At 63.9% G+C, this 16974-nt stretch carries 13 protein-coding genes; 10 read left to right on the top strand and 3 right to left on the bottom strand.

The window, feature by feature from the left end; translation table 11 throughout:
* The first annotated feature begins 230 nt into the window (after positions 1 to 230).
* Positions 231 to 1877 (top strand): Na+/H+ antiporter, encoded by a 1647-nt coding sequence (locus tag AC1MHZ_RS04735; RefSeq protein ID WP_324814508.1) that lies wholly within the window; start codon positions 231 to 233, stop codon positions 1875 to 1877.
* Between the two features lie 128 nt (positions 1878 to 2005).
* Here AC1MHZ_RS04735 and dapC read toward each other — a convergent pair whose 3' ends face one another.
* Genes dapC through map form a run of 3 tightly spaced genes read right to left on the bottom strand, consistent with a single transcriptional unit; the run spans position 2006 to position 6743 of the window.
* Positions 2006 to 3199: a succinyldiaminopimelate transaminase gene (gene dapC / locus AC1MHZ_RS04730; protein WP_084854352.1), complete on the bottom strand. Its 1194-nt coding sequence runs from the start codon at positions 3197 to 3199 to the stop codon at positions 2006 to 2008.
* A gap of 22 nt (positions 3200 to 3221) precedes the next feature.
* A complete protein-coding gene (locus tag AC1MHZ_RS04725; RefSeq protein ID WP_084854354.1) occupies positions 3222 to 5924 on the bottom strand; it encodes a [protein-PII] uridylyltransferase in 2703 nt (900 codons plus the stop codon).
* A 36-nt stretch (positions 5925 to 5960) separates the two neighbouring features.
* Positions 5961 to 6743, bottom strand: coding sequence for a type I methionyl aminopeptidase (gene map / locus AC1MHZ_RS04720; RefSeq protein WP_084854356.1), 783 nt, complete (start codon positions 6741 to 6743; stop codon positions 5961 to 5963).
* 347 nt (positions 6744 to 7090) lie between these two features.
* Here map and rpsB point away from each other — a divergent pair, with 347 nt between their 5' ends.
* The 9 genes from rpsB to bamA all read left to right on the top strand — a co-directional run bounded on the left by rpsB (position 7091) and on the right by bamA (position 16959).
* Positions 7091 to 7828: a 30S ribosomal protein S2 gene (gene rpsB, locus AC1MHZ_RS04715; RefSeq protein ID WP_084854358.1), complete on the top strand. Its 738-nt coding sequence runs from the start codon at positions 7091 to 7093 to the stop codon at positions 7826 to 7828.
* Positions 7829 to 8013: 185 nt separating this feature from the next.
* On the top strand, positions 8014 to 8877 hold the full coding sequence (gene tsf, locus AC1MHZ_RS04710) for a translation elongation factor Ts (RefSeq protein WP_084854360.1): 864 nt from the start codon (positions 8014 to 8016) through the stop codon (positions 8875 to 8877).
* A gap of 180 nt (positions 8878 to 9057) precedes the next feature.
* Positions 9058 to 9801, top strand: coding sequence for a UMP kinase (pyrH, locus tag AC1MHZ_RS04705; protein WP_084854362.1), 744 nt, complete (start codon positions 9058 to 9060; stop codon positions 9799 to 9801).
* The gene (frr, locus tag AC1MHZ_RS04700; RefSeq protein ID WP_084854363.1) at positions 9798 to 10355 is read left to right on the top strand and encodes a ribosome recycling factor; all 558 of its coding nucleotides are present in this window, start codon (positions 9798 to 9800) and stop codon (positions 10353 to 10355) included. The genes pyrH and frr overlap by 4 nt, the downstream gene beginning before the upstream one ends.
* Positions 10356 to 10371: 16 nt before the next feature.
* Complete coding sequence (gene uppS / locus AC1MHZ_RS04695; protein ID WP_084854365.1) at positions 10372 to 11127, top strand: polyprenyl diphosphate synthase; 756 nt, start codon at positions 10372 to 10374, stop codon at positions 11125 to 11127.
* Entirely contained in the window at positions 11127 to 11942 is an 816-nt protein-coding gene (locus AC1MHZ_RS04690; RefSeq protein ID WP_482966074.1) for a phosphatidate cytidylyltransferase, read from the top strand. Before uppS ends, AC1MHZ_RS04690 begins: the two co-directional genes overlap by 1 nt.
* Positions 11939 to 13129: a 1-deoxy-D-xylulose-5-phosphate reductoisomerase gene (gene ispC / locus AC1MHZ_RS04685; RefSeq protein WP_084854369.1), complete on the top strand. Its 1191-nt coding sequence runs from the start codon at positions 11939 to 11941 to the stop codon at positions 13127 to 13129. Before AC1MHZ_RS04690 ends, ispC begins: the two co-directional genes overlap by 4 nt.
* A 46-nt stretch (positions 13130 to 13175) precedes the next feature.
* The gene (gene rseP / locus AC1MHZ_RS04680) at positions 13176 to 14528 is read left to right on the top strand and encodes an RIP metalloprotease RseP (protein WP_324814489.1); all 1353 of its coding nucleotides are present in this window, start codon (positions 13176 to 13178) and stop codon (positions 14526 to 14528) included.
* A 79-nt stretch (positions 14529 to 14607) separates the two neighbouring features.
* Entirely contained in the window at positions 14608 to 16959 is a 2352-nt protein-coding gene (gene bamA, locus AC1MHZ_RS04675) for an outer membrane protein assembly factor BamA (protein WP_084854373.1), read from the top strand.
* Positions 16960 to 16974 lie beyond the last annotated feature (15 nt).

Raw genomic sequence — 16974 nt, 5'->3', positions numbered from 1 at the left:
GCCACGGGTGTGCGTGGCTTGGGGGTTCGGTGCATGGTCGATCGCGCGCAGTCGTAATCCTGAAGCCCTGCACCTCGCCCCTACCACGTATCATCATGTTACATATTCACTCGCCCCCTGCGACTATCGTGCAGCGGCCCCGGTTCCCCATCCGCCGCTAACATATTGTTTCAATGGCGAGGATTCGCCCCGTTGTCGCTTTATTCGGATTACACAGGAAGCCTTTGCTGATGCAGTCAGCCTATACCGTCCTCATCCTGCTGACGCTGGTAAGCGTGTCGAAACTGGTCGGGCGGGTGGTCCCGCTGCCATTGCCGCTGGTGCAGATCGCCGCCGGCGCGCTGCTGGCCTGGCCAACCCTGGGCCTGCACGTGGCGCTGGATCCGGAGCTGTTCCTGTTCCTGTTCCTGCCGCCGCTGCTGTTCGCCGACGGTTGGCGTATGCCCAAGCGCGAACTGTGGCGCCTGCGTGGGCCAGTGGTGGCCTTGGCGGTGGGGCTGGTGCTGTTCACCGTGGTCGGGGCGGGCTACTTCATCCACTGGATCCTGCCGAGCATTCCTCTGCCGGTGGCCTTCGCCCTGGCGGCGGTACTGTCGCCCACCGACGCCGTGGCGGTGTCGGCCATCGCCCAGGATCGCCTGCCTACCCCGTTGATGCACATGCTCCAGGGCGAGGCGCTGATGAACGATGCGTCAGGCCTGGTGACCTTCAAGTTCGCCCTGGCTGCGGCAATCACTGGGGTGTTCTCGCTGACCGAGGCGAGCGTGACCTTCGTCATCGTTGCCCTGGGCGGCCTGGCGGTCGGCGTGGCCCTGAGTTGGCTGATCGGGCGGCTGCGGGCCTGGATGATCGCTCGCGGCTGGGACGATCCGGCGACCCACGTGGTGTTCATGTTGCTGCTGCCGTTCGCTGCCTATGTGCTGGCCGAGCGCCTCGGTGTGTCGGGCATCCTCTCTGCGGTGGCGGCCGGCATGATGCAGAGCTGGCTCGACCTGCTGCCGCGCCAGACCAGCACGCGCCTGCTCAACCGCAGTGTGTGGTCGCTGCTGGAGTTCGCCTTCAATGGCCTGATCTTCCTGCTGCTGGGCCTGCAACTGCCGGACATCATCAAGGCGGTGGTCAGCGATGAGGCCGCCGTGTGGCCAATCCTGGCCTGGCGCTGCCTGGACGTGGTGGCGATCTTCGTGGCGCTGGTGGCGCTACGCTTTGTCTGGGTGCAGAGCATCTGGCGTGCGATCGGCGTGGTACGCCGTTGGCGCGGCAAGCCGGAGCTGGTGCTGGTGCCCACCACCCGGTCCTGCCTGCTGTTGACGCTCGGTGGCGTACGCGGGGCGGTGACCCTGGCAGGCGTGATGTCGGTGCCATTGCTGATGGGGGCGGGCAAGGCCTTCCCCGAGCGTGACTTGCTGATCTTCATCGCCGCCGGCGTGATCCTGCTGTCGTTGGTCAGCGCCTGCGTCGCCTTGCCGCTGTTGCTGCGTGGGGTTACCAGGAGCCCGGACGAACGCCTGCGCCAGGAGGTACAGGACGCCTGGCGGCGCACGGCGGAGGCGGCCATCCATGCCTTGGAGGCCGAGGAGGTGGTCGATGCCAATGCCCCTCAGGATGCAGCCCAGGCGACCTTGGCGGTGGAGCTCAAGGCGCGCTTGATGGCCGAGTACCGCGATGAGCTGGACAGCTACAACGACACGGCCGAAGCCCGGGCCTTGGCCGAGCAAATGGACTTGCTGGAGCGGCGATTGCGGGTGCGGGCCCTGAGGGCGCAGCGGCTGGCGTTGTACGAGCTGCATCGCAAGCACTTGGTGGGCGATGAGGTGGTGCGCCAGGTGCTGGGGGAGCTGGACCTGAGCGAGGCGAACCTGGGGCAGGTCAGGTAGCACCGTCGCTGACCCATTCGCGGGACAAGCCCGCTCCCACAGGGTACGCGCTGCCTTCAAGATAGCGAGGCCTCTGTGGGAGCGGGCTTGTCCCGCGAAATGGGGGCGCAAAGCGCCCCCTGATGCCATCAGCGGCTTTGCAGGAATGCGCGAATCCGCTCGGCGGCCTCGATGCACTCGGCCAGCGGCGCAACCAGCGCCATACGTACCCGGCCGGCGCCAGGGTTCACGCCATCGACCTCACGCGACAGGTACGACCCTGGTACCACGGTCACATGCTGGGCTTCGAACAGGTCACGGGTGAAATCGGCATCGCAGCCCGGCACCTTGGCCCACAGGTAGAAACTGCCGTCCGGGCGCTGCACGTCCATCACCGGCTGGAGAATCGCCAGTACCGCGTCGTACTTGGCCCGGTACTGGTCGCGGTTGTCACGGACATGGGCCTCGTCCTGCCAGGCGGCGATGCTGGCCAGCTGGGTTTGCACCGGCATGGCGCACCCGTGATAGGTGCGATACAGCAGGAACGGCTTGATGATCGAGGCGTCGCCGGCGACGAAGCCCGAGCGCAGGCCCGGCAGGTTGGAGCGCTTGGACAGGCTGTGGAACACCACGCAACGCTTGAAGTCGCTGCGGCCAAGCTCGGCACAGGCACTCAGCAGGCCCGGTGGCGGGGCATCTTCGTCGAAGTACAGCTCGCTGTAGCATTCGTCGGCGGCGATCACGAAATCGTGCTCGTCGGCCAGGGCGATCAGCTTCTTCAGCGTGTCCATCGGCACCAGGGCGCCGGTGGGGTTGCCCGGGGAGCACAGGAACAGGATCTGGCAACGCTGCCAGACCTCGGCCGGTACGGCATCGAAGTCCGGGTTGAAGCCGTTGCTTTCCAGGCATGGCAGGTAATGCGGGGTGGCGCCGGCCAGCAGGGCCGCGCCTTCGTAGATCTGGTAGAACGGATTGGGGCTGACCACCAGGCCGTCATCGGCGCGGTTGACCACGGCTTGGGTGAAGGCGAACAGCGCTTCGCGGGTGCCGTTGACCGGCAGGATGTGGCGGTCGGCATCGAGCCAGCCGGCCGGCACGCCGAAGCGGCGTTCGCACCATTGGCCGATGGCCTGGCGCAGCGCGGGCAGGCCGATGGTGCTCGGGTACACCGCCAGCTTGTCGAGGTTGTCGGCCATGGCCTTGGCGACGAACGCCGGTGATTCATGCTTCGGCTCGCCGATCGACAGGGCGATGGCGCGTTTGTCCGCCGGCTTCACGCTGCCCAGCAGGGCACGCAGTTTCTCGAACGGGTAGGGCTGAAGCTGGGTCAGGGCATGGTTCATCGGCGCAGGGTCTCGTCAATCGTTAGAAGGTCACGCGGGTGGTGCTGGTGTCGCTGGCCTGGCCAGCCTGCAGTTGCTTGATGATCGCTTCCTGCAGGCGCAGGCACAGCTGGGGGTCCGAGAGCGGCTGGTTGTCGGCGTCGGTGATGAAGAACACGTCCTCCACCCGTTCGCCGAGGGTGGCGATCTTGGCGTTCTGCAGCGACAGGTCGAACTCCAGGAAGATGCGCCCGATCCGCGCCAGCAGGCCGGGGCGGTCGGGGGCGGTGATTTCCAGGATGGTCACCGGCCGCTGGGCATCGTTGTGGATGGTCACCTGCGGGGCGAAGGTGAAGTGTTTGAGCTGGCGCGGGACCCGACGCTGGATGATGGTCGGGTAGTCTTCAGGGTTACGCAGGGCCTCGGTCAGGCCGTCGCGGATCTGCTTGACCCGCTGCGGGTTGTCGCCGATCGAGCCGCCGTCGTTGTCCAGGACGATATAGGTATCGAGGGTGAACTGGCTGCTGGAGGTGATGATCCGCGCGTCATGGATGTTCAGGTTGAGCTGGGACATCGCGGCCACGGTCACGGCGAAGAAGTCGTGCTGGTCGGGGGCATAGATGAAGATCTGCGTGCCGCCCTCGAACTCGCGCTGGGTGGTTTCCTTGATCAGTACCAGCGGGCCGCCATCGGCCGGCTGCTGGAGGATCGCGTCGCTGTGCCAGGCTACGTCGGCAGCGGTGTGCTTGAGGAAGTAGTCGTCGCCCAGTTGGGCCCACAGCTGTTCCACATCGTCCGGATCGGTGCCTTCGCGCACCAGGATATCCAGCGCGGCGGTCTGCGTTTGGCGGATTTGCTCCTCGCGGTCCAGCGGGTTCTCCAGGCCGCGGCGCAGGGCGCGCTTGGTCTCGGTGTAGAGCTGGCGTAGCAGGCTGGCACGCCAGGAGTTCCAGAGGCTGGGGTTGGTGGCGTTGATGTCGGCCACGGTCAGCACGTAGAGGTAGTCCAGACGGGTCTCGTCGCCCACGTGCAGGGCGAAGTCGTTGATCACCTGCGGGTCGGAGAGGTCCTTTCGCTGGGCGGTGGTGGACATCACCAGGTGGTTCTGGACCAGCCAGACGATCAGCCGGCTGTCCCACGCCGGCAACTGGTGGCGCGCGCAGAAGGCCTGCGCATCCACCGCACCCAGCTCGGAGTGGTCGCCCTGGCGGCCTTTGCCGATGTCATGGTAGAGGCCGGCCAGGTAGATCAGCTCGGGTTTGGGCAGGCGCCCCATGAGCTTGCTGGCCAACGGGAATTTCTCCGAGACCGGGGTGTACTGCAGCTTGCGCAGGTGCTTGATCAGGTTGAGGGTATGGGCATCGACCGTATAGATGTGGAACAGGTCGTGCTGCATCTGCCCGACGATCAGGCCGAACTCTGGCAGGTAGCGCCCGAGGATGCCGTAGCGGTTCATCCGCCGCAGGTTGCGGTGGATGCCGATCTCGCACTTGAACAGTTCGATGAACAGGCTGGTGTTGCGGATATCGTTGCGGAACTTGTCGTTGATCAGGTGGCGATGTTCGCGCAACTGACGCACGGTATCGGCTCGCACGCCCTTGATCTCCGGGTGCTGGGCCATCAGCACGAAGATTTCCAGCATGGCGAACGGGGTGCGCTTGAACACGGCCGGGTTGGCCGTCTCGATGTAGCCGTCATGCAGCCGGAAGCGTGCATTCAACGGCTGGGTAGTGCTACTGGCATCATCGGCGAGGATGACCTCCTCGAAGTGCTGGATGATCAAGTCGCACAGCTGGCTGATGCTCATCACCACCCGGTAGTACTGGGTCATGAACTGCTCGATCGCGCGCTTGGGGTTCTCGTCGCCGTAGCCGAGCAATGCGGCGATGCTGCGCTGGTGGTCGAACAGCAGGCGGTCCTCGGCGCGCCCGGCGAGCATGTGCAGGGCATAGCGCACCCGCCACAGGAACGCCTGGGAGGAGGCCAGCAGCTCGTTCTCGCTCTCCAGCAGGAAGCCTTCGTCCGCCAGGGCGTGGAGGTTGAGGGTGCCGTACTGGCGGCGGGCCACCCACAGAACGGTCTGGATATCGCGCAGGCCGCCCGGGGAGCCCTTGACGTTGGGCTCGAGGTTGTATTCGGTGTCGTTGTACTTGTGGTGGCGTGCCTTGAGTTCGGCGCGCTTGGCCAGGAAGAATTCCTTGCTCGGCCACATATGTTTGGTGCTGGTGACATCCAGCATGCGTTGGCGCAAGGCCTCGGGGCCGGCGATGGTGCGGCTTTCCATCAGGTTGGTGATCACCGTCAGGTCGGCCTTGGCCTGTTCGGCGCATTCCTCCACGGTGCGCACGCTCTGGCCCACTTCCAGGCCGATGTCCCACAGCAGGGTAAGGAAGCGTTCGATGGCATCGCGGTACTGCTCGTGCTCGGCGCTGTCGAGCAGGATCAGCAGGTCGATGTCAGACCAGGGGTGCAGTTCGCCGCGGCCGTAGCCGCCGACGGCGACCAGGGCGATGCCGGCCTGGTCGCGCCAGTCGAACTGGTTCCAGGCCTGTTGCAGGATATTGTCGACGAACCAGGCGCGATCCTCGATGAGCGGGCGGATCTCGCCGCCTTCGCGAAAGCGTCGGTCGAGCACCGCGCCGGCCTGGCGGATGGCTTTCTTGAAGGCAGCGATGGGGCTTGCCTTGAGCGCCAGTTCCGCCTGGAACTGGCCACGGTCGAACAGCTCGGGATCCACCTGGGGCATCGAGTCGCGTTCCTGTGTTGTTGGCCCTGGGACGGATCAGGCCGAGGTGCGCGGCAGGGTGTCGTCCTTGCGCAGGGTGAAGATCTCGTAGCCAGTGGCGGTCACCAGGATAGTGTGCTCCCACTGGGCGGACAGCTTGCGGTCCTTGGTGATGGCGGTCCAGCCGTCGCCCAGCACCTTTGTGTCGGCCTTGCCCTGGTTGATCATCGGCTCGATGGTGAAGGTCATGCCTTCCTTGAGTTCCATGCCGGTGCCGGCGCGGCCGTAGTGCAGTACCTGCGGCTCTTCGTGGAACACTTTGCCGATGCCATGGCCGCAGAATTCGCGTACCACCGAGAAGCCGTTCTTCTCCGCGTGCTTCTGGATCACCTCGCCGATATCGCCCAAGCGGCAGCCCGGCTTGACCAGCTCGATGGCCTTGTACATGCATTCCTGGGTGACCTTGGACAGGCGCTCGGCCCAGGGCGCGACGGTACCGACGTGGAACATACGGCTGGTATCGCCGTGGTAGCCGTCCTTGATCACGGTGACATCGATGTTGAGGGTGTCGCCATCCTTGAGCGGCTTCTCGTTGGGGATGCCATGGCAGACCACGTGATTGATCGAGGTGCAGATCGACTTGGGGAAGCCTTTATAGTTGAGCGGCGCCGGGATCGCCTGCTGGACGTTGACGATGTAGTCGTGGCAGAGGCGGTCGAGCTCCTCGGTGGTGACGCCGGGCTTGACGTGTTCTTCGATCATCTCGAGGACTTCGGCGGCCAGGCGGCCGGCGATGCGCATCTTCTCGATGTCTTCTGCGGTCTTGATGGTGACGGTCATACAGGCTCTCTACGGCGCCCTGGGGGCGCGAACAAACGGGAAAGGCCGGATTCTAGCAGAGCGGGGCGTCAATCTGTGGGGATAAAGGCGCAGGTTCTGCTGTCTAGTCAGTAGGCAATTCTGGCGCGATTGCCCACAGGCTGCAAAAGCCGCTGACGGACGAGGTATCATCCGGGTTCCGTTCGCCCGCGGTCTGTGATATAAAATGCGCCGCTTTCGGGGGAGGTCCCCGGAAGCCTTAACCCACACACGTGTCGACACGATGACCTGGGTGCCCCAAGCTCGCGAGCCTGTGGGTTGGTCATTGGGACACGTGGAGGCCCAACCCGACTTATCAAGGAACTATCATGTCCCAAGTCAACATGCGCGATATGCTGAAGGCCGGTGTGCACTTCGGCCACCAGACCCGTTACTGGAACCCGAAAATGGGCAAGTTCATTTTCGGCGCGCGCAACAAGATCCACATCATCAACCTGGAAAAAACCCTGCCGATGTTCAACGACGCTCTGTCGTTCGTCGAGCGCCTGGCCCAGGGCAAGAACAAGATCCTGTTCGTCGGCACCAAGCGTTCCGCTGGCAAGATCGTCGCCGAGCAAGCTGCTCGTTGCGGTTCGCCATACGTTGACCACCGCTGGTTGGGCGGCATGCTGACCAACTACAAGACCATCCGTGCTTCGATCAAGCGTCTGCGCGACCTGGAAACCCAGGCCGAAGATGGCACCTTCGCCAAGCTGACCAAGAAAGAAGCCCTGATGCGCACTCGCGACCTGGAAAAACTGGATCGCAGCCTGGGTGGTATCAAGGACATGGGTGGCCTGCCTGACGCACTGTTCGTCATCGACGTCGAGCACGAGCGCATCGCTATCACCGAAGCCAACAAGCTGGGCATCCCGGTCATCGGTGTTGTCGATACCAACAGCAGCCCGGAAGGCGTTGACTACGTCATCCCAGGCAACGACGACGCCATCCGCGCCATCGAGCTGTACATGACTTCGATGGCTGACGCCGTCATCCGCGGCCGCAACAACGTTGCCGGCGGCACCGAAGTCTACGCTGAAGAAGCGGCTGCACCTGCTGCCGAGTAATTGACGCCCGGCGTCTACTTGGCACGCAAAAAGGGGGCTAGGCCCCCTTTTTGCCACCTTGAAATCCTGCTGTCAGCACCTCCGCGCATCATGGGGCTGCTGAAGTGACAGCAGTGGATTCGCAGAATTGAACGCCCGTGACGAGCGGGTGGAATGGTTGAAAAACTTTCCAAGAGGATTTTGAAATGGCAGCAATTACTGCAGCGCTGGTCAAAGAACTGCGCGAGCGTACCGGCGAAGGCATGATGGACTGCAAGAAGGCCCTGGAAAAGGCCGGCGGCGACATCGAAAAAGCCATTGATGACATGCGCGCTTCCGGCGCCATCAAGGCCGCCAAGAAGGCTGGCAACGTTGCCGCCGAAGGCGCCATCGCGGTCAAGACCGACGGCAAGTCCGCTGTCCTGCTGGAAGTGAACTCGCAGACCGACTTCCTGGCCCTGCAAGACGACTTCAAGAACTTCGTTGCCGACAGCCTGGAAGAAGCCTTCGCCCAGAAGCTGACCGATGCCGCTCCGCTGATCGCCTCGCGCGAAGCTGCTCGTGAAGCCCTGGTCGCCAAGTGCGGCGAAAACGTCAACATCCGTCGCCTGGTGCGCGTTGAAGGCGACGTCGTCGGCGCCTACCTGCACGGCAACAAGATCGGCGCTGCTGTCGTCCTGAAGGGCGGCGACGTCGAGCTGGCCAAGAACATCGCCATGCACGTTGCAGCTTCGAACCCTGAGTTCCTGGATTCGTCGGAAATCTCCGCCGAGGCCATCGAGCGTGAGAAGAACGTCTTCCTGCAGCTGAACGCCGACAAGATCGCTGGCAAGCCGGAAAACATCGTTGAGAACATGATCAACGGTCGTATCACCAAGTTCAAAGCCGAAGCTTCGCTGAAAGAGCAAGCCTTCGTCATGAACCCGGAAGTCAAGGTTGGCGAACTGGCCAAGAAAGCCGGTGCTGAAATCGTTTCCTTCACCTACTTCAAGGTCGGCGAAGGCATCGAGAAGCCGGTCGACAACTTCGCTGAAGAAGTTGCCGCCCAGGTAGCTGCCGCCAAGCAGTAAGACAGCCCCGTCTGTCGCCCCAAAGAGGCTGCCCGCTCACGCGCGCAGCCTCTTTGTCAAAACGGATGCGGGTTTACCCCTCGCGCATCCGCTGGCGCTGAAGCAGCGCCACGCTACAGTTAGCAGGCTGCAAACAGCCCGCACGAATTTTCTAAATGCACGCCCCAGGAGAAACTCGCAATGGCCCAGCAGGTGAGTGGTCGCCAACCTCGCTATAAACGCATTTTGCTCAAACTTAGCGGCGAGGCCCTGATGGGCTCGGAAGAGTTCGGGATCGACCCGAAGGTACTGGACCGCATGGCCCTGGAAGTCGGCCAGCTGGTCGGCATCGGCGTCCAGGTCGGCCTGGTGATCGGCGGCGGCAACCTGTTCCGCGGTGCAGCGCTCAGCGCCGCCGGCATGGACCGCGTCACCGGCGACCATATGGGTATGCTGGCCACCGTGATGAACGCCCTGGCCATGCGTGACGCCCTGGAGCGTTCGAACATCCCGGCGCTGGTCATGTCGGCCATTTCCATGGTTGGCGTTACCGACCATTACGACCGCCGCAAAGCTATTCGTCACCTCAACTCCGGGGATGTGGTAATTTTCTCCGCCGGTACCGGCAACCCGTTCTTCACCACCGACTCCGCAGCTTGCCTGCGCGCCATCGAGATCGATGCCGACGTGGTGCTGAAAGCGACCAAGGTCGATGGTGTGTACACTGCCGATCCATTCAAGGACCCGCACGCCGAGAAGTTCGATCACCTGACCTACGACGAGGTCCTGGATCGCAAGCTCGGTGTCATGGACCTGACCGCAATCTGCCTGTGCCGCGACCACAAGATGCCATTGCGGGTATTCAACATGAACAAGCCTGGCGCCCTGCTGAACATCGTGGTGGGTGGCGCTGAAGGTACTCTGATCGAGGAAGGCCAAGCATGATCAACGACATCAAGAAAGACGCGCAGGAGCGCATGGGCAAGTCCATCGAGGCCCTGGCTCGCAACCTGGCAGCGATCCGTACCGGTCGCGCCCACCCAAGCATCCTGGACAGCGTCAAAGTCCCGGCCTGGGGAAGCGAGATGCCGCTGAACCAAGTGGCTGCCATCACCGTCGAGGACGCCCGTACCCTGAAGATCGTCGCCCACGACAAGAACCTCAGTGCCGCCATCGAGAAGGCCATCCTGACCTCCGACCTGGGCCTGAACCCGTCCAGCGCAGGCACCACCATCCGTGTGCCGATGCCGGCCCTGACCGAGGAAACCCGCAAGGGCTACACCAAGCAGGCCAGCGGCGTCGCCGAGGACGCCAAGGTGGCTGTGCGCAACGTGCGTCGCGATGCATTGGCTGACCTCAAGAAGCTCACCAAGGACAAGGAAATCAGCGAAGACGAAGAGCGTCGTGCCGCGGACGAGATCCAGAAGCTGACCGACAAGTTCGTCGCTGAAATCGATGCTGCGTTCAAGGCCAAGGAAAAGGACCTGATGGCCGTCTGAGGCCGGGGTTTCTTTCATGGAAAAGACCAAGCCAGCGGCATCGCCTTCGGTGCCGCGTCACGTCGCGATCATCATGGATGGCAACAACCGCTGGGCCAAGCGACGCCTGCTGCCCGGCGTCGCCGGGCACAAGGCCGGCGTCGATGCGGTCCGTGCGGTGATCGAAGTCTGCGCCGAGGCCGGGGTCGAGGTACTGACCCTCTTCGCCTTCTCCAGCGAGAACTGGCAGCGGCCGGCCGATGAGGTCGGTGCGCTCATGGAGCTGTTCTTCACGGCCCTGCGCCGCGAGGCCAAGCGCCTGAACGAGAACAAGATCAGCCTGCGCATCATCGGCGACCGCTCGCGCTTCCATCCCGAGTTGCAGGCCGCCATGCGCGAAGCCGAGGCCCTAACCGCCGGCAACGACCGCTTCATCCTGCAGATCGCCGCCAACTACGGTGGTCAGTGGGACATCGCCCAGGCGGCGCAACGCCTGGCGCGTGAAGTCCAGGCCGGCCACCTGCGTCCCGAGGACATCACCCCGGGCCTGTTGCAGACCTGCCTGGCCACAGGCGACCTGCCGTTGCCCGACCTGTGCATCCGCACCGGGGGCGAACATCGCATCAGCAACTTCCTGCTGTGGCAGCTGGCCTATGCCGAGCTGTACTTCTCCGACCTGTACTGGCCGGACTTCAAACACGAGGCCATGCGTACCGCCCTGGCCGATTTCGCTTCGCGCCAGCGCCGCTTCGGTAAGACCAGCGAGCAGGTCGAGGCTGGAGCTCGTGCTTAATGCTTAAACAACGCATCATTACCGCGCTGATCCTGCTGCCGGTCGCGCTGGGTGGCTTCTTCCTGCTCAACGGCGGGGACTTCGCCCTGTTCATCGGCCTGGTCGTCACCCTCGGCGCCTGGGAATGGGCGCGCCTGGCCGGGCTCGTCGCCCAGCCGTTGCGCCTGGCCTATGCGGCGGTGGTCGCCGGGGCGCTGATGCTGCTTTACCTGATGCCCGACCTGGCGCCCTGGGTGCTCGGCGCCTCGGTGATCTGGTGGGGGCTGGCCACCTGGCTGGTGCTCACCTACCCACGCAGCAGCGAGCTGTGGAACAGCGCGGCCTGTCGCCTGCTGATCGGGCTGCTGGTACTGCTGCCGGCCTGGCAGGGCCTGGTGCTGCTCAAGCACTGGCCGCTGGGTAACTGGCTGATCCTGGCGGTCATGGTGCTGGTGTGGGCCGCCGATATCGGTGCGTACTTCTCCGGTCGAGCCTTCGGCAAGCGCAAGCTGGCGCCGCAGGTCAGCCCAGGCAAGAGCTGGGAGGGTGTCTATGGTGGCTTGGCGGTGAGCCTGCTGACCACCCTGGGCGTGGGCCTGGCCCGCGACTGGAGCATCGGCGATGTGCTGCTCGGCCTGCTGGGCGCAGTAATCGTGGTGATGTCCTCGGTGATCGGTGACTTGACCGAGAGCATGTTCAAGCGCCGCGAAGGCATCAAGGACAGCAGCAACCTGCTGCCCGGCCATGGTGGCGTGCTCGACCGCATCGACAGCCTGACCGCGGCGATCCCGATGTTCGCCGTACTGCTCTGGGCTGCTGAATGGGGTGTGATGTGAGCCATCCGCAACGTATCACGGTGCTGGGTGCCACCGGTTCCATCGGCCTGAGCACCCTGGACGTTATCGCGCGTCATCCGGAGCGCTACCAGGTGTTCGCCCTGAGCGGCTATTCCCGTCTCGATGAGTTGCTGGCCCTGTGCGAGCGGCACCGCCCGGCCTATGCCGTGGTGCCCAGCGCCGAGGCTGCCGCGCGCTTGCGCGACGGCCTGGCGAGTGCCGGTTGCACCACCGAGGTGCTGGAAGGAGAGGCGGGGCTGTGCCAGGTCGCCTCGGCGCCGGAGGTGGATGCGGTGATGGCGGCCATCGTCGGTGCCGCGGGCCTGCGCCCGACCCTGGCGGCCGTGGAGGCGGGCAAGAAGGTGTTGCTCGCCAACAAGGAAGCGCTGGTGATGTCCGGCGCGCTGTTCATGGACGCTGTACGGCGCAGTGGCGCCGTGTTGCTGCCGATCGACAGCGAGCACAACGCGATCTTCCAGTGCCTGCCTGCCGACCATGCCCGCGGGCTGGCTCAGGTCGGCGTGCGGCGCATCCTGCTGACCGCCTCGGGCGGGCCGTTCCGCGAGACGCCGGCCGCGGCGTTGGCCAATGTCACGCCGGAGCAGGCGTGTGCCCACCCCAACTGGTCCATGGGGCGCAAGATCTCGGTCGACTCGGCGAGCATGATGAACAAGGGTTTGGAGCTCATCGAAGCCTGTTGGTTGTTCGACGCGGCGCCGGCCAAGGTCGAGGTGGTGGTCCACCCGCAGAGCGTCATCCATTCGCTGGTGGACTATGTCGATGGTTCGGTGCTCGCACAGCTGGGCAACCCTGACATGCGCACGCCGATCGCCAATGCCCTGGCCTGGCCGGAGCGCATCGACTCCGGTGTCGCGCCGCTGGACCTGTTCACCATCGCCCGCCTGGACTTCCAGGCCCCCGACGAGCAGCGCTTCCCCTGCCTGCGCCTGGCGCGCCAGGCGGCTGAGGCGGGCAACAGCGCACCGGCCGTGCTCAATGCGGCCAACGAAGTGGCCGTGGAGGCATTTCTCCAGCGGCGTATCCGCTTCCCGGAGATCGCGGGTATGATCGAACAGGTGCTCGACCAGGAACCCGTGGTACCGTTGCCTTCGCTGGAGGCGGTATTCGCCGCGGACCAGCGGGCCCGGGAACTGTCCCGGGAATGGTTGAGGCGTCACGGTTACTGATGTCCGCTAGTTCCAGGGATGGGCTGAACGTCATTCGGAGACAGGTATGACAGCGCTCTACATGATAGTCGGCACCCTGGTCGCCCTGGGTGTGCTGGTCACCTTCCACGAATTCGGCCATTTCTGGGTGGCCAGGCGCTGTGGCGTCAAGGTGCTGCGCTTCTCCGTGGGGTTTGGCACGCCGTTGCTGCGCTGGCACGACCGCCACGGCACCGAGTTCGTGGTGGCAGCCATCCCCCTGGGTGGCTACGTCAAGATGCTCGACGAGCGCGAAGGCGAAGTCCCGCCTGCGTTGGTCGACCAGTCTTTCAATCGCAAGCCGGTGCGCCAGCGGATCGCCATCGTCGCAGCCGGCCCTGTGGCCAACTTCCTCCTCGCCCTGTTGTTCTTCTGGGTCCTGGCCATGCTCGGTACCCAGCAGGTGCGCCCGGTGATCGGTGCCGTCGAGGCGGGCAGCCTGGCGGCTTCCGCAGGCCTGGCCGCTGGTCAGGAAGTGGTATCCATCGACGGCGAACCGACCAATGGCTGGTCTGCGGTCAACCTGCAACTGGTCCGTCGTCTTGGCGAAAGCGGCACCCTCAAGGTTGGTGTGATCGAGCAGGGCGGTACGCTGGAGCGCCAGCATGAAATCACCCTCAGTCAGTGGCTCAAGGGCGTGGACGAACCGGACCCGATCCAGTCCTTGGGGCTGCGCCCGTGGCGCCCGGCCATTGCGCCGGTGCTGGCCGAGATCGACCCGAAAGGCCCGGCCGCCGCTGCCGGGCTCAAGACCGGTGACCGGTTGCTGAGCCTCGATGGCGTTGCCCTGAACGATTGGCAGCAGGTGGTCGACAGCGTTCGCGCCCGCCCCGAGGCCAAGGTGCAGCTGCGCGTGGAGCGCGACGGTGCCCAGCTCGAGGTCCCGGTGACCTTGGCCCGACGCGGCGAAGGGCAGGCTTCCGGCGGGTACCTGGGAGCAGGCGTCAAGGGTGCCGAATGGCCCGCCGACATGGTCCGCGAAGTCAGCTACGGGCCGCTGGATGCCGTTGCCCAGAGCCTGTCGAGAACATGGAACATGAGTGTCCTGACCCTCGAATCGCTGAAGAAAATGCTGTTCGGGGAGCTCTCGGTAAAAAACTTGAGTGGACCGATAACCATTGCTAAAGTGGCGGGCGCTTCAGCCCAGTCGGGCGTGGGGGATTTCCTGAATTTCCTGGCCTACCTGAGCATAAGCCTGGGGGTTCTTAACCTGCTGCCCATCCCCGTATTGGATGGGGGGCATTTGCTGTTCTACCTGATCGAGTGGGCGCGCGGTCGTCCGCTTTCGGATCGGGTGCAAGGTTGGGGGGTCCAGATCGGTATCAGTTTGGTCATTGGGGTGATGTTGCTCGCCCTGATCAACGATCTGGGTCGACTATAAAAAGCTTCGCTCAATTGCGAACGAACCTGCCGCCTCATCGCGGCAGGTTGTTTATTGCCAGTTGGAATAAAAGGACTTCATGAAACGTCTGCTGCTAACTGCGGTCCTCTCCGCACTGATGATCGCTGAAGTTCACGCCGAGTCCTTCACCATCTCCGATATTCGTGTCAATGGCCTGCAGCGGGTTTCCGCTGGCAGCGTGTTCGGTGCCCTGCCCCTGAACGTGGGCGACCAGGCCGACGATCGGCGCCTGGTGGAGTCTACCCGCTCGCTGTTCAAGACCGGCTTCTTCCAGGACATCCAGCTGAGCCGCGACGGCAATGTCCTGATCATCAACGTGGTCGAGCGCCCATCGGTGTCGAGCATCGAGATCGAAGGCAACAAGGCGATCAGCACCGAAGACCTGATGAAGGGCCTGAAGCAATCGGGCCTGGCCGAAGGCGAGATCTTCCAGCGTGCCACCCTCGAAGGCGTGCGTAACGAACTGCAGCGCCAGTACGTGGCCCAGGGCCGCTACTCGGCCGAGGTCGACGCCGAGGTGGTGCCGCAGCCGCGCAACCGCGTCGGCCTGAAGATCAAGATCAACGAAGGCACCGTCGCCGCGATCCAGCACATCAACATCGTCGGCAACAATGTCTTCGACGACGAGGAGCTGGCCCAGCTCTTCGAGCTCAAGACCACCAACTGGCTGTCCTTCTTCAAGAACGACGACAAGTACGCCCGCGAGAAGCTCTCCGGTGACCTGGAGCGCCTGCGCTCCTATTACCTGGACCGCGGCTACATCAACATGGACATCGCTTCGACCCAGGTTTCCATCACCCCTGACAAGAAGCACGTCTACATCACCGTCAACATCAACGAAGGCGAGAAGTACACCGTCCGTGACGTGAAGCTCTCCGGCGACCTGAAGGTGCCTGAAGACCAGGTCAAGTCGCTGCTGCTGGTGCAGCCGGGCCAGGTGTTCTCGCGCAAGGTGATGACCACCACCTCCGACCTGATCACCCGTCGCCTGGGCAACGAAGGCTACACCTTCGCCAACGTCAACGGCGTGCCGCAGCCGAACGATGAAGACCACACCGTCGATATCATGTTCGTCGTCGACCCGGGCAAGCGTGCCTACGTCAACCGCATCAACTACCGCGGCAACACCAAGACCGAAGACGAAGTGCTGCGCCGCGAAATGCGCCAGATGGAAGGCGGCTGGGCTTCGACCTACCTGATCGACCAGTCCAAGACTCGCCTCGAGCGTCTGGGCTTCTTCAAGGAAGTCAACGTCGAGACCCCGCCGGTGCCAGGCACCGACGACCAGGTCGATGTCAACTACAGCGTCGAGGAGCAGGCCTCCGGCTCCATCACCGCCAGCGTCGGTTTCGCCCAGAGCGCGGGCCTGATCCTTGGCGGCTCGATCAGCCAGAGCAACTTCCTGGGTACCGGTAACAAGGTGTCTGTCGGCCTGACCCGTTCGGAATACCAGACCCGCTACAACTTCGGCTTCGTCGACCCCTACTGGACCGCCGATGGCGTCAGCCTGGGCTACAACGCCTTCTACCGCAGCACCGACTACGATGATCTCGATGTCGACGTAGCGAGCTATGCGGTGGACAGCCTGGGTGCCGGTGTCAGCGTCGGCTACCCGATCAGCGAGACCTCGCGCCTGACCTTCGGCTTCAACGTGCAGCAGGACAAGATCAAGACCGGTAAGTACACCGTCGACGAGATCTTCGACTTCCTGGACCGTGAGGGCGACGACAGCTTCCTGAACTTCAAGGCATCGGCCGGTTGGTCCGAGTCCACCCTGAACAAGGGCGTACTGGCGACCCGTGGTCACTCCCAGAGCCTGAGTGCCGAGGTGACCACGCCGGGCAGCGACCTGTCGTTCTTCAAGCTCGACTACCGCGGCCAGCTGTTCAAACCGATCAACAACGACTACACCCTGCGCCTGCACACCGAGTTGGGCTATGGTGATGGTTTCGGCTCCACCGATGGCTTGCCGTTCTACGAGAACTACTTCGCCGGTGGCTTCAACTCTGTCCGTGGCTTCAAGGACAGCAGCCTGGGCCCGCGCAGTACCCCGAGCCAAGGTACCAAGCCGGGCACCATCAAGGACCCGGACCAGGATCCACTGCCGTTCGGTGGCAACGTCCTCGTGCAGGGTGGTGTAGAACTGCTGTTCCCGCTGCCGTTCGTCAAGGACCAGCGTTCCCTGCGTACGTCCGTGTTCTGGGACGTGGGTAACGTGTTCGACACCAATTGCGGCAACCAGCCTGACTGCGAGAAGGTCGGCTTCTCGGGCATGGCCAGCTCCGTCGGCCTGGGCGTCACCTGGATCACCGCGCTGGGCCCGTTGAGCTTCAGCCTGGCGATGCCGGTGAAGAAGCCGGACGACGCCGATACCCAGGTGTTCCAATTCTCTCTGGGCCAGACCTTCTAAGGTCGGCCCTCGCTC

This window comes from Pseudomonas sp. FA-1 (genome assembly GCF_056856075.1).
Note: the sequence above shows the minus strand (reverse complement) of the source record. Positions and strands in the feature narration are given on the sequence as shown.